Origin of the sequence: Enterobacter sp. BNK-13 (genome assembly GCF_048685015.1) — a bacterium.
Lineage (GTDB): Bacteria > Pseudomonadota > Gammaproteobacteria > Enterobacterales > Enterobacteriaceae > Enterobacter > Enterobacter quasiroggenkampii.
Window position 1 is genome coordinate 997,650 of sequence record NZ_JBLQTP010000001.1, and the last position, 13,914, is coordinate 1,011,563.

A 13,914-nucleotide genomic window follows, 5' to 3' on the forward strand; every position below is an offset into this window, starting at 1 on the left:
TCCTTAATCTAACCGCCGTTTGGTTTTCATCCACGTTAACCCGATAAACATCGCCGCAGACGCCAGTAAAAACAGCGTGTTGACGATCAGCACCACCGGAATATTCCCTGCCAGGAACAGGCTCTGCAGCGTGCTCACAAAGTAGCGCGCCGGAATCACGTAGGTCACGGCGCGGATCACGGCAGGCATGCTGTCTATCTGGAAGATAAAGCCGGACAGCATAATCGACGGCAAAAAGGCGGCGTTGAGGGCCACCTGGGCCGCGTTAAACTGGTTGCGGGTGATGGTGGAGATGAGCAGCCCCATCCCCAGCGTGCTGAGTAAAAACAGGCTGGTGATAAAGAACAGCACCACCAGCGAGCCGCGATACGGCACGCCGAGGATAAAGACGGACACCAGCATACAGAGCAGCATCGCCAGCATGCCGAGGAAGTAGTAGGGAATAAGCTTGCACAGCAGCAGCTCGACGCGCGTCACTTCGGTTGAAAGCAGCGCCTCCATGGTGCCGCGCTCCCACTCGCGGGCGATCACCAGCGAGGTCAGAATCGCGCCAATGACCGTCATGATAATCGTCACCGCGCCCGGAATAATAAAGTGCTGGCTGATGGCGGCGGGGTTAAACCAGTAGCGCGTCTGCACGTCGATGAGCGGTTTAAATTCTTCACCCCGATCTTCCGCCCGCTGCATCTGCCAGAGCTGCCAGATCCCCTCCGCGTAGCCCTGCACGAAGTTCGCGGTGTTTGGCTCGCTGCCGTCGGTGATCACCTGGATCGGCGCATCGGTATTCGCCCGCGCCATATTGGCGGCAAAATCCACAGGAATGACGATCAGACCGCGAATTTTCCCGGCCTGCATCTTCTGGATCAGTTCCTGACGATTATCGCTGATGGTGGCGTCAATGTAGGGCGAGCCGGTCATGGCGTGGGTGAAGTCCAGCGCCTCCTCGCTCTGCTGCTCCAGCAAAATCCCGACCCGCAGCTTGCTGGAGTCCAGGTTAATGCCGTAGCCAAAGATAAACAGCAGCAGCAGGGGGATCACCACCGCAATCAGCCAACTGCTGGGGTCACGCACGATCTGCCGCGTCTCTTTTATGCACAACGCGCGCACCCGGCGCCAGGAAATGGCGTTACTGCGCATGGGTATTCTCCTTATCCCAGTCGTGGATGAGGGTGATAAACGCCTGCTCCATGGTCGGGTCCGGGACCTCATCGTCGGCGGCCTGGTTTTTCAGGTCGTCTGGGGTACCGTGGGCAATCAGCTTGCCGCGATACACCAGCCCGATGCGGTCGCAGTACTCCGCCTCGTCCATGAAGTGGGTGGTCACCATCACGGTCACCCCTTTTTCCACCATGCTGTTGATATGCAGCCAGAACTCGCGGCGGGTGAGGGGATCAACGCCGGAGGTCGGCTCATCCAGAAACAGAATATCCGGCTCGTGCATCAGCGAGCAGGCCAGCGCCAGCCGCTGCTTAAAGCCGAGCGGCAGTTCGTCGGTGGCGTGGGAAGCAATCGTCGTTAACCCGAAGGCGTCGCTCATGCGGCGGATCTTCTCGTTCTGCGCCCGTCCGCGCAGGCCATACACGCCAGAGAAAAAGCGCAGATTCTGCTCGACCGTCAGGTTGCCATACAGCGAGAACTTCTGCGCCATATAGCCCAGATGCTGGCGCGCCTTGCCGGAGCTGACCTTCAGATCCATATCCAGCACCAGCGCTTTGCCGGACGTCGGCACCAGCAGGCCACACATCATCTTAAAGGTGGTCGATTTTCCCGCGCCGTTCGGTCCAAGCAGGCCAAAAATCTCGCCGCGTTTTACCGCGAAATTGACGTTATCGGTGGCGGCGAAATCCCCGAACTTTTTGGTGAGGGATTTGGCTTCGATCACCGTTTCGCCCGGCGTGCCGTCCACCGTGTGCAGAATTGCGCCAAGCGGCGACTCGGACGTCCCCGCGCCGCCCAGCAGGTCGATAAACGCATCTTCGAAACGCGGCGCTGTCTCTTCCATGTCGATCTCAGGCATGCCGGGGGCATGGCGAATATCGTCGACGGTGGCCTCTTTTTTGAGGATCACCCGCACCGAGCGGCCCTGAATCATTCCGTCGCTGACCTGCGGCAGCTTGAGCACCCGCTGCAGCAGCGAGCGGTTGGACGCCTGCGAGCTGTGCAGCAGGAAGCTGCGCCCGGCCATGCTCTGCGTCAGCGTCGTCGGCTCGCCCTGATAAAGCAGTTCACCTTCGTTCATCAGCAGCACGTCCCGGCACTGTTCCGCTTCGTCGAGGTAGGAGGTGCTCCAGAGGATCAGCATCCCGTCGCCCGCCAGCTCGTGTACCATCTGCCACAGCTCGCGGCGCGATATCGGGTCGACGCCCACGCCGGGCTCGTCCAGCAGCAGCACTTTTGGCTCGCCCACCAGCGTGCAGGCCAGACCCAGCTTCTGCTTCATCCCACCGGAAAGCTTGCCCGCCAGCCGGTCGGTGAACGGGCCAAGGGAGGTAAATTCCAGCAGGCGGGCGAAGGTCTTCTGTCGGGCTTCGCCGGTGACGCTGCGCAGGTCGGCGTACAGGTTCAGGTTTTCCATCACCGTCAGGTCTTCATACAGGCCAAACTTCTGCGGCATATAGCCGAGCATGGCGTGGAGCGCGCCGTCATCTTTTATCGGGTCAAGGCCCAGCACGCTGGCCGATCCTTCATCCGGCTTCAGCAGCCCCGCCAGCATGCGCATCAGCGTGGTCTTTCCCGCACCGTCCGGGCCGACCAGGCCGGTGACATAGCCTTTCTGGATGGTGCAGTTCAGCGGCGCGACCGCCGGTTTGTCCATCCCTGCGAAGCGTTTGACCAGATTGTTGAGCTGGATAACCGCATCATTCATGTCGTTCCCCGCTGTTCACTTTTACGGTGACGGGCATGCCCTGGCGCAGGGCGTCATCCGCATCAGTCACGATGATGCGCAGGCGATACACCAGGTCGGTACGCAGGTCCGGCGTTTCTACTGTTTTCGGCGTGAATTCGGCGGTAGGGGAGACAAAGCCCACCTTGCCGTGATACGGCTTGTCCGGGCGACCGTCGGTATAGAGCAGCAGCTCGCGGCCCGGCTGCATCTGGCCGAGATTAGGCTCATCAATGTAGGCACGTACCCAGACCGGGCGGGTCAGGGAGAGGGTTAACACGGTGCTGCCCGCGCTGAGCATGCTGCCCGGCTCCACGGCGCGGGTCATCAGCGTGCCGTCAGACGGTGCGATGAGCGTGGTGTCGTGCAGATCCAGCTCCGCCTGGGCCAGTTGCGCCTGAGCCTGTTCAAGGCTGGCTTTCGCCTGGGCGATATCCTGCGGGCGGTTACCGGTGTGGTACTGGCTTAACTTATCCTGCGCGGATTTCAGCGTTGCCTGCGCCTGGTCGCGGGAGGAACGCGCATTTTCCAGGTCATTTGCGGAAATGGTTCGGCTTTTCCACAGCCCCTGCTGGCGAGCGTAGAAGTTCTGCGCGTAGTCATAGGCCGCCTGCGCCTGTTTGACGGCCGCCGCGGCCTGAGCGATCTCTTCGTCGCGATAGCCGGCCAGCATCAGGTCATACTGCGCCTGCGCAACGGAGACGCCCGCTTTGGCCTGCAGCAACGCATTTTCATAGGGCGCTTTGTCCAGCATTCCCAGCGTCTGCCCGGTTTTAATGGCATCGCCTTCGTCAACGCTCAGCGCGGCGAGACGGCCGCCGACGCGGAAGCTCATGTTCACCGTGCGAATATCCACGTTACCGTACAGCGTCAGGCCTTTATCCTGATGGCTCTGGTACCACAGCCATCCACCGACGCCCGCGGCAAGCAAAACAACAACCACCAGAATGATGGCGACAGGTTTTTTCATGACTTCAGGCTCCTTTGCGTTAAGCCTTGCAGGATCAGATCGAGATGACAGGCGATCACCTCACCGATCTGCGCGGCTTTATCCTCATCAAATTGTGTCCAGCCGGTGCGTAACAGGATGGTTTCCCGGCCCAGACGGAAGGCAAGGATTTCACCCAGCAGGGCGTGGGTATGCAAAATTGTCGCGGTATCGTTGGCATCCCGCCCGGTATAGGCGGCGATCAGCCGGGTCAGGTGGGTATGCATCGGGGCAATGACCCGATCGTGTACCCGCTGATAGGCGGCAGTGGGGGAGAGCTGCTCGCGGGAGATAAACTTGCTCAGGTTGAGCGTATCGTCGTGGGTCAGCACGCGGATCATGTTGTGGCAGGCATTGAGGATCAGCTGGCGGATGGCCTCGCGATCGGGCGACGGCTGGCTGAGCAGCGCGGTGGCCTCCTCGACGTGAGGGTGAAACTGCGTGCCGATAAAATCGGCAATCCACTCGGCGCAGGCGAGATATAAATCCTCTTTTGAGCCAAAATAGTAGGTAATCGCCGCAATGTTTTGCCCGGCCAGCGCGGCGATATCGCGCGTGGTCGCATGCAGCCCGTACTCACCAAACTGCGCCAGCGCGGCGGCAATAAGCTGGTTTTTGGCCTGTTCACCTTTGGTTGTTGTGGGTGTTGTATTCATGGCGGCATTAAAAATTAATCAATCGATTGATTAAGATTATGCCTGATTCACGCTTACGTCGAGGGAACGCGGAGGGATATTTTATGCGCCACGTCACAAAAGCTGCTACACTCCGCCCCTTCGCGACATTGTGGTTTTTGTCCTCCTAATTGTTATATCTCCCTGAAAACTACACCTGTGATGGTCGGGGCGGTTCGGAGTTTTTATGTCTTTTGATTCCCTTGGCCTGAACCCGGAAATTCTGCGCGCGATCGCAGAGCAGGGCTACGTTGAGCCAACCCCAATCCAGCAGCAGGCTATTCCTGCCGTTCTTCAGGGCCGTGACCTGATGGCCAGCGCCCAGACCGGCACCGGTAAAACCGCGGGCTTTACGCTGCCGCTGTTAGAGCTGCTGGTAAAAAACCAGCCGCACGCCAAAGGCCGTCGTCCGGTTCGTGCGCTGATCCTCACCCCAACCCGCGAACTGGCCGCGCAGATTGGCGAGAACGTGCGTGACTATAGCCGCTATCTCAACATTCGCTCGCTGGTGGTGTTCGGCGGTGTCAGCATCAACCCGCAGATGATGAAGCTGCGCGGCGGCGTGGACGTGCTGGTGGCAACGCCGGGCCGTCTGCTGGATCTGGAACACCAGAACGCGGTGAAGCTGGATAACATCGAAATTCTGGTGCTGGACGAAGCCGACCGCATGCTCGACATGGGCTTTATTCACGATATTCGCCGCGTGCTGGCCAAGCTGCCACCGCGTCGTCAGAATCTGCTCTTCTCCGCGACCTTCTCCGACGAGATCAAGGCGCTGGCGGAAAAGCTGCTGCATAACCCGCTGGAAGTGGAAGTGGCGCGCCGCAACACCGCTTCTGAGCAGGTGACGCAGCACGTTCACTTTGTGGATAAAAAGCGCAAGCGCGAACTGCTCTCCCAGATGATCGGCCAGGGTAACTGGCAGCAGGTGCTGGTCTTTACCCGCACCAAGCACGGCGCGAACCACCTGGCGGAACAGCTGAATAAAGACGGCATCCGCAGCGCGGCGATCCACGGCAACAAGAGCCAGGGCGCGCGTACCCGTGCGCTGGCGGACTTCAAATCTGGCGACATCCGCGTGCTGGTGGCAACCGACATTGCTGCCCGTGGCCTCGATATTGAAGAGCTGCCGCACGTGGTGAACTACGAGCTGCCAAACGTGCCGGAAGACTACGTGCACCGTATCGGCCGTACCGGTCGTGCGGCGGCAACCGGTGAAGCGCTCTCTCTGGTTTGCGTGGACGAGCACAAGCTGCTGCGCGATATCGAACGTCTGCTGAAGAAAGAGATCCCGCGTATCGAAACCCCGGGGTATGAAGTGGATCCGTCGATCAAAGCCGAGCCGATTCAGAACGGTCGCCAGGGCGGTCGCGGTCAAGGCGGCGGTGGTCGCGGTCAGCAGCCGCGCCGTGCCGAAGGCGGCGCGCCGAAGTCCGCGGGCAAACCGCCGCGTCGTAGCAACGACAGCAAACCGGCCGGTGACAATCCGTGGCGCAGCGGCGAAGGCAAGCCGGCAGGAGAAGGGCTGCGCCGACGCCGCCCGCGCAAGCCTGCTAACCCGCAGTAATCTGGAAGCCCGGTCGTAAAGCCGGGCTTTTCTTTTTGCGGCTGCGAAGAGAAAGTGCCACAATAGTGGCTGTTTATACAGTATTTCAGGTTTTCCGATGGCTTTAACCGCTGCGCTCAAGGCGCAAATTGGCGCATGGTATAAGGCGCTACAACAGCAGATCCCCGACTTTATCCCCCGAGCGCCGCAGCGGCAGATGATTGCTGACGTGGCCAAAACGCTCGCCGGGGACGACGGGCGACATCTGGCGATTGAAGCCCCAACCGGCGTCGGGAAAACCTTGTCGTATCTCATTCCCGGCATCGCGATTGCGCGGGAAGAGGACAAAACGCTGGTGGTCAGCACCGCCAACGTGGCGCTGCAGGATCAGATCTTCAGCAAAGATTTACCGCTGCTGCGCAAAATCATCCCCGACCTGCGCTTTACCGCCGCCTTTGGACGCGGGCGCTACGTGTGTCCGCGAAACCTGGCGGGGCTGGCCAGCAGCGAAGCGACGCAGCAGGATCTGCTGGCCTTCCTCGACGACGATCTCACGCCGAACAACAAGGCCGAGCAGGAGCTCTGCGCCACGCTCAAGGTCGATCTTGACGGCTATAAGTGGGACGGCCTGCGCGATCATACCGATAAGGCCATCAGCGACGATCTATGGCGCAGGCTCAGCACGGACAAAGCCAGCTGCCTGAACCGCAACTGCCACTACTACCGCGAATGCCCGTTCTTCGTCGCCCGACGCGAAATTCAGGAGGCGGAAGTGGTGGTGGCTAACCACGCGCTGGTGATGGCCGCGCTGGAGAGCGAAGCGGTGCTGCCGGAACCCAAAAACCTGCTGCTGGTGCTCGACGAAGGCCACCATCTGCCCGACGTGGCGCGCGACGCGCTGGAGATGAGCGCAGAAATTACCGCCCCCTGGTTCCGCCTGCAGCTCGATCTCTTCTGCAAGCTTGTCGCCACCTGCATGGAGCAGTTTCGCCCGAAAACCACGCCGCCGCTGGCGGTGCCGGAGCGGCTGAGCGACCACTGTGAAGAGGTCTACAGCCTGATTGCCTCGCTCAACAACATTTTGAATCTTTATCTTCCGCAAACGCAGGAAGCTGAACACCGCTTTGCGATGGGTGAGCTACCTGAAGAGGTGATGGAGATTTGCCAGCAGCTGGCGAAGCATCTCGAAAAGCTGCGCGGGCTGGCGGAGATGTTCTTAAACGATCTGAGCGAGAAAACCGGCTCGCATGACGTGGTGCGTCTGCACCGCATCCTGCTGCAGATGAACCGTGCGCTCGGCATGTTCGAAGCGCAGAGCAAGCTCTGGCGGCTGGCCTCGATGGCGCAGGCGTCCGGCGCGCCGGTCACCAAATGGGCCACCCGCGAAGAGCGGGACGGGCAGGTGCACCTCTTTTTCCACTGCGTGGGCATCCGCGTGGCCGATCAGCTGGAAAAGCTCATCTGGCGCAGCGTGCCGCACGTGGTGGTGACCTCCGCCACGCTGCGCTCCCTGAACAGTTTTTCGCGTTTGCAGGAAATGAGCGGGCTTAAAGAGAAAGCGGGCGATCGTTTTGTCGCGCTGGACTCGCCGTTTAACCACTGCGAGCAGGGGAAGCTGGTGATCCCGCGCATGAAATTCGAGCCGCTGATCGACAACGAAGAGCAGCACATTGCGGAAATGGCGGCCTACTTCCGCGAACAGGTTGAGAGCAGAAAATACCCCGGCATGCTGGTGCTGTTTGCCAGCGGGCGCGCGATGCAGCGCTTCCTGGAGCACGTCACCGATCTGCGTTTACTCCTGCTGGTGCAGGGCGATCAGCCGCGCTACCGGCTGGTGGAAACGCACCGCAAACGTATCGATAACGGCGAGCGCAGCGTGCTGGTGGGATTACAGTCCTTCGCGGAAGGTCTGGATTTGAAGGGCGATTACCTGACGCAGGTGCATATTCATAAAATTGCCTTCCCGCCCATCGACAGCCCGGTCGTCATCACCGAAGGCGAGTGGTTGAAAAGCCTCAATCGCTATCCGTTTGAGGTGCAAAGTTTACCTGCGGCGTCGTTTAACCTCATTCAGCAGGTCGGGCGTCTGATCCGTAGCCACGGCTGCTGGGGGGAGGTGGTGATTTATGACAAACGTCTGCTCACCAAAAATTACGGCCAACGGTTGCTGAACGCGCTGCCGATCTTTCCGATTGAACAGCCAGAGGTGCCCGAGGTAAAAAAACGCCCGGCAACACTGACCGCCGGGCGCAGGAAAAGCATCCGTGCTAAGGGGCGCGGTCCTACTGGTAAGTGAAGGTCACCTGCACCACGCTGCTGAACGTCCCCGCGCTCACCGGCATGGAGGTGGCGTAGTAGCGTGCGGCGAGAGGGAAGGTGGCCGTGTGATCGTTTTGATTAATCAGCGCGTTAAAGCTCGCCTGCGGGGCGATGAGGATATTGTCCTGCCGGTCCGCCAGCTCAAGCGCCAGCCCTTTTGCGCTGCCGATGTTGGCAAATTTTGTCGGGTGCAGGCTGTCTGCCTGGCCATAGAAAAAGGCCGTTGCCAGCGTCAGCGTTTTGGGACAATGCGAGACGTTCAGCGAAAATTCTTTCCATTCGCCCGTATCCCCCACGTCTTTAAAATTGCCGGACGCTGTCTGGCCGAGGTCGACGGTTAAGTTTTTGCTGGCGCTGTCGATCACGCAGGTATTGGCATAGATATTCCCGACCATCTGAACCTGGATATCATCCGCCCAGGCCTGCGTCATCAGGCCCATCCCAACGAAAAGCACTATTTTTTTCATCATCGTCACTTATAGGCCAGAGTTATGGTGGCTACGGTGTTGGCCGGGCCGGGCGTGACCTCGTCGCTGATTTGCTGGTAGCGCACCTGGAAAGGAATATCCAGCGTCTGGTTGGCAACGGCCTCGCTGGAGGTCGTGACGTATTGATCGAAGGTGGCGATATCGTTGTCGAACAACATTCGCACCCCGACCCCGGTGGCCATTCCGGGCTGCTGAGTGAGTTTGATCACCCCAGCGTAGCCGGTCTCATAGCCGTTAGCGCTGGTGATTTTCACTTCAGGCTGTACCGTGGCGTTACAGTTGACCGTTACGTTAAACTCCTGTGCCGGCATGGAAAGCGTGCCGATGCCGATAAAATCGCTGACCGGAAAATCGCCTAGTACAACGGTGAGGTTTTTAGGGGAAACCGAACAGGTCACCTCCTGAATATTGACGTCGCCAGCGTAAGATACGGTGTTCGGAGAACCAATCCCGTCCATGCCATAAACGCCAATCCCAAACTTTGTCTGGTCAATTGAAAGCGTACCCGAGCTTACCGCATTGCTGGTTTTTATCAGTTCAAGGGTGACATCGAAGCTGAAGTTTCGCGCATCATCATTTGAGATGTAGCCAATGGGTGTACTGCGCGAATCGCAATAGACCCCACCCGCGCCCGTTATCCGCTGGCCTTTGTCGTTGACCAGCGCAATGCCAATCCCCTCCACGCCGGTACCGTACACGCCGGCGAGGCCCGGAATTTCGGTGCCGGTGCCGTAGTAGCAGGAGACAATTTCCTGACCGGCTTCATAGGCGTGGTCGCAGCTTCCCGCAACGTGAACGGTTTGTTCCGTTCCGGGAATACTTTCGCCCACGGGCAACGTGCTGGGTACCGATATGGTTGCCACGTTTAGCAACTTTGGCATATCGGGCGTCGTACATTCGGCCTTTGCATGGGGCATGAATAGCGCCGACAGGCCGAGCACGAATAAGAACACCAGTTGTTTTACAATCTGCATAAGGTCAACCTTTACGGTGAATCAATGACACTGCGCGGCAGCGTTAATGATGCTGTTTTTGTCTTTCTCATCCGTGAGGGCGTATTCAGCGACGCAATGTTCGCCGGCACCTTCACCCCACGAAACGGAGAGCGTGCCGCGCTGTGGCATGCCGGAGAGGTAGGTCTGGCCGCCGCTGCCCACGATAAATTCGCTGTCCTTATCGTCGGTGGTCACCGTTGCGCCAAAGGGCAGCGGTTTCCCGTTTTGCGTGAGCACCATCAATACCCGGTTCCCCACGCGGGTGTTAAAGCTGGCGCGCACCACCGCACCGCGGGTCGGGGTAACAACCTGCGCGGCGTGGGTAACGTCGGCGTCGTCCGGCAGCGTTTCGGTGTCCAGGGCAATCGTGTTATGGCGGTAGGCCGTGACGAACGGCACCACGGTATAGCCGCGGAAGTCGGTTTCAACGCCGGTCTGGTTGGCAATGTGCGTACCATGGGTGCCCGGCGCTTTGACCAGTGCAATTGTTTCGCCGAGCGGCTGGCTCAGCGTTATGCCGTTGGCGTGGGCGATAACGCCACCCTGCACGCCGACGTTTACGCTCTGCTGATAGTTGTCCTGACTCACGCCGCCGCTGAGCTCGCCGTAGGTGCCTTTGTAGTCAGCGTTCATGCTGGTCGAGTTTCCGCTACCGGTGCGGCTAAGCCCCTCCTGGATGTTCCAGTTCAGGTTATCTTCGGCCAGCGCCGTGCCGTTAAGGCCAATGTTCTGCGTCGTGCCGTCTTTGGTATTGTTCAGGTTGTAGGTTGCCCAGGTGTTATGCATCCAGCGATCGAGCGGCACGGAGACGCTCAGTGAAAACTGGTTGTCGTTGGAGACGGAATTGCCGTTTTCATCGCTGGCGTCGGTATTCTTGTTCATGCTGTAGCTCAGGCTGTAGCTCACGCCGTGCCAGCTGTTGTTGTAGCTGACGCTCATTGAGGTCATGTTCTGGCTCTGGCTCCAGTAGGTCTCTTTGACCAGGCTCAGCGTCATTGAGCCCCAGCCTTCGGGCAGGGTTTGGTCGATGGTGGCTTCTTCACGCTCGCGGCGCTGCTGCGGTGCCGACCAGTCATCCGAGCGGGTATAGGATTCCATGGTGTCTTCCAGCGTGTAAAACCCTTTGCTGTTGTAGCGATAGCCCGCCACGGAAAAATTCGTCCCCGATCCCGCAAAATCTTTGCTGTAGCGGAGGCGCGCAGACTGCCCTTTGCTGGACTGCTGTTTTTTCAACAGCGCTTTTGCGCGGGTGACGTCGAGCGAGAAGGCACCTAAATCTCCCATGTTTTTACCGACACCCACCACCTGAGACTGATAATGGCTGCTCTGCTGCACGCCGCCGTAGGCGGTGAATCCGTAAGGTAAGCCGTAAATTACGCTCCCCTGGGCAAACGGTGTTTTCTCGACGTCGCTGTCATACGAGCGGTAGCGGCCTGCGGTTACGCTGTAGCGCAGGTTTTTTTCACGCTGCAATACCGGCACCGACGCGTAGGGCACCACAAAGTGGCTTTCGCTTCCGTCGGTCTCTTTTACGGTCACCTGCAGATCGCCGCTGCTGCCGGTAGGGTAGAGATCGTTAATTTCAAACGCGCCGGGGGCAACGGTGTTCTGGTAAATGACATAGCCGTTCTGGCGAACCATCACCAGCGCGTTACTGTGCGCCGTTCCGCGAATAATCGGCGCATAGCCTTTTTCGCTGTCCGGCAGCATGTCGCTGTCGGAGTTAATCTGCACCCCGGTATAGGGCACGCTGTCGAACACATCGGCAGGCGAAGAGCTCTGCCCGACGGTGAGATCGCTTTTCATCGACACGATATCGCGCTGGGCATAGGTATAGACGGAGGAGAACTTCTGCTGTTCTTCCTTGCCCGTCGTGCTGCGATTCCAGGTGGAATAGTTGCGTACGCGCCAGGCCCCGACATTAAAGCCCGGGCGCAAATTGACATACTGGCTGCTGTTATCCTCTTCGCCCTGCTGGCGAGCGTGGCTCTGGCTGGCGTTGGCGCTGTAGTTTAATAAGCCTGCGGTGATCCCTTCATCAAACTCTTTGGGATCGATATAGCCGCGTGGCACCTGGCCCAGTGCCGTTTGCGGTATGCTCAGGAGCAGCTGTTGATTCCGAACGTGGAACGAGGCTGATGCCGAAGGGATGGCGCTTCAGTCGGCACACGAGCCCTTTGCCATTAATTGCGGATATTTTTGGGTTTTGATGCCCAGACTTTTTAACTCTTCGAGGCTAAAACAAGGCTGAAGTGAACTGTTGCCCCGGCCATCCTGCTGCAATGTAAACGTCACGTCACGGGTGTCGATTTTATTATTATCAATATAGATCGCGACCTGGTATTTCCCCGGCGCCTGTCCAGGCCCTTTTTCATATACGGAGAGATCCGTTTTGGTCTGCTGAGGGTTGTCAATATCCAGCAGTGCCGGGTTAAAATAATCATCAGCCCACGCGAGCTGCGCAAAACACACGGCTACCAGACCACATAGCAGGGTCAGCAGCGTGAATAATTGGCAGGTGAACGGCTTTTTATGGCTGTACATGATTATTTTAATGCGTTATCAGACATGAAATTAATGAACGGATTTTGTCCAGGTTTTGCTGATGCTGCCGTAATCCGTAATAATGGAATACGTCACAGTATCGCCACCCGTATTGGCTGGCAGGGTAATGTGCGTTCCGGTTTCAGGCACGGCCCAGGTGGCTTTCGTGATTTTATGACCATTCAACGCCACGCTCTGGAAATTCATATAGAAGGGGGTCGGATTATTAACGACCAGATCGTTACCTTCACGATGCCATTCCAGCTTATCCGCCATCTCTTCCGGCTTGCCCTTAACGGACGATGGACGGTAAAGCAATTTGATGCGCGTATTAATCGCAATTTGCAGCGTATTCACCCCCTCAACGTGCTTCGATGAGGGAATCGCTTTAATATTTAACCAGTACAGCGATTCGCGATCTTCCGGTAAATTTCCGCCGGTGCGAACGACGCGCAGTACGTTATCCTCTTTCGCATCAAGACGAAACAGGGGCGGTGTAATCAGGAATGGCGCAGCGGCATGATTTTTACTGTCGGTTTCAACCCAGGACTGCACCAGATAATCCGTTGTATCTGGATTTGAAATACCAAGAGATGACTCCTTTTTATCTCCCCGGTAGACCAGGCGGGTGCCATTAATAATGACTCCCGCATGAGCGGTCGCGGCTACCAGTAACAGAGTGCTCAGTAAATAACCATGGCGCATAAATATTTCTCAACATAAAGAAAAGATATTAGCTTTGACACAAAGCTAATATCTTCAGATTGAAAATATCAGTTATAAATAACGGTGAAGGTCGATACGGAGTTAGCAGGGCCAGCCGTAACGGCAGCCTGCGTCTGAATATATCGCGCTGCAAATTCCAGATCGTTAACCGTACTTCCTGCGTTGAGTGGATACGCGCGGGAAGGCGTATATAAGCTGACGGGTTGTTCAGATGAGTCAAGCAATTGAATGGCGACGCCGGTTGCGGCATTCGCATCTGCCGTTAACGCCAGCGTGGTGCTGTTATTCGCATCTGGCGTACCGCCAAAATTAATTGCTGCAGAGGTGACCGTCTCCGGACAATCTTTTAACTGAATATCAAATTTTGTTGGTGTGCTGGTGGAGCCTGCACCGGTGAATACCGTTTTAGAAACTTTGCCTAACTGGACGTTGAGTGGATCGCTTAATCCATTTACTACCTGACAGGCAGAATCAATAATTTCGCCGGTAAAGTTAATCTGTCCTTCACCGTTTGTTGCCGCAAAGGCGGATGCAGAACACCCTATCGTTGCAGCGATAAATAAACCTAAAGCAACCTTGTTCATAGTCAATCCTGGTGTGTTTCGGGTAAAAACGTTGCCTGGACGTTTTCACCGTGACCCTCAATAGTGTTTCGGCGACTATTTAATCAAAAAAGATATGCTTTAGAATCTTCTATAGAAATCACAAATAATTGAAATAAAGCTTGTCTTTCGTTAACTGCTAAAAAAT

Annotated in this window: 10 protein-coding genes and 1 pseudogene; 2 read left to right on the top strand and 9 right to left on the bottom strand. The window is 57.5% G+C overall.

The genetic code is table 11. The annotated features are described in order from the left end of the window. Window positions 1-3: 3 nt before the first annotated feature. The 4 genes from ACMGGQ_RS04740 to cecR are packed head-to-tail and all read right to left on the bottom strand — an operon-like array spanning window position 4 to window position 4,528. The gene (locus tag ACMGGQ_RS04740) at window positions 4-1,137 is read right to left on the bottom strand and encodes an ABC transporter permease (RefSeq protein WP_045909495.1); all 1,134 of its coding nucleotides are present in this window, start codon (window positions 1,135-1,137) and stop codon (window positions 4-6) included. Beyond that, on the bottom strand, window positions 1,127-2,866 hold the full coding sequence (locus tag ACMGGQ_RS04745; protein ID WP_420289656.1) for an ATP-binding cassette domain-containing protein: 1,740 nt from the start codon (window positions 2,864-2,866) through the stop codon (window positions 1,127-1,129). The genes ACMGGQ_RS04740 and ACMGGQ_RS04745 overlap by 11 nt, the downstream gene beginning before the upstream one ends. Then, the gene (hlyD, locus tag ACMGGQ_RS04750) at window positions 2,859-3,854 is read right to left on the bottom strand and encodes a secretion protein HlyD (RefSeq protein ID WP_024908726.1); all 996 of its coding nucleotides are present in this window, start codon (window positions 3,852-3,854) and stop codon (window positions 2,859-2,861) included. The genes ACMGGQ_RS04745 and hlyD overlap by 8 nt, the downstream gene beginning before the upstream one ends. Further along, complete coding sequence (gene cecR / locus ACMGGQ_RS04755; protein ID WP_045909498.1) at window positions 3,851-4,528, bottom strand: transcriptional regulator CecR; 678 nt, start codon at window positions 4,526-4,528, stop codon at window positions 3,851-3,853. The genes hlyD and cecR overlap by 4 nt, the downstream gene beginning before the upstream one ends. Before the next feature lie 205 nt (window positions 4,529-4,733). Between cecR and rhlE the strand changes: the two genes are divergently transcribed. Then, window positions 4,734-6,113 carry an ATP-dependent RNA helicase RhlE gene (gene rhlE, locus ACMGGQ_RS04760; RefSeq protein WP_420289657.1) on the top strand — a complete coding sequence of 460 codons (1,380 nt, stop codon included), beginning with the start codon at window positions 4,734-4,736 and terminating at the stop codon, window positions 6,111-6,113. A gap of 97 nt (window positions 6,114-6,210) precedes the next feature. Beyond that, window positions 6,211-8,388, top strand: coding sequence for an ATP-dependent DNA helicase DinG (gene dinG, locus ACMGGQ_RS04765; protein WP_420289658.1), 2,178 nt, complete (start codon window positions 6,211-6,213; stop codon window positions 8,386-8,388). Here dinG and ACMGGQ_RS04770 read toward each other — a convergent pair. The 5 genes and pseudogenes from ACMGGQ_RS04770 to ACMGGQ_RS04790 form a co-directional block, all read right to left on the bottom strand. Continuing rightward, a complete protein-coding gene (locus ACMGGQ_RS04770; protein ID WP_262779662.1) occupies window positions 8,375-8,878 on the bottom strand; it encodes a fimbrial protein in 504 nt (167 codons plus the stop codon). The genes dinG and ACMGGQ_RS04770 overlap by 14 nt on opposite strands. A gap of 5 nt (window positions 8,879-8,883) precedes the next feature. Beyond that, window positions 8,884-9,873, bottom strand: coding sequence for a fimbrial protein (locus ACMGGQ_RS04775; protein ID WP_045909501.1), 990 nt, complete (start codon window positions 9,871-9,873; stop codon window positions 8,884-8,886). Window positions 9,874-9,894: 21 nt separating this feature from the next. Next, window positions 9,895-12,438 (bottom strand): annotated as a pseudogene (locus ACMGGQ_RS04780) (fimbria/pilus outer membrane usher protein). 30 nt (window positions 12,439-12,468) lie between these two features. Next, entirely contained in the window at window positions 12,469-13,143 is a 675-nt protein-coding gene (locus ACMGGQ_RS04785; protein ID WP_252073969.1) for a molecular chaperone, read from the bottom strand. A gap of 68 nt (window positions 13,144-13,211) precedes the next feature. Continuing rightward, window positions 13,212-13,748: a fimbrial protein gene (locus ACMGGQ_RS04790; protein ID WP_045909503.1), complete on the bottom strand. Its 537-nt coding sequence runs from the start codon at window positions 13,746-13,748 to the stop codon at window positions 13,212-13,214. Window positions 13,749-13,914: the final 166 nt, after the last annotated feature.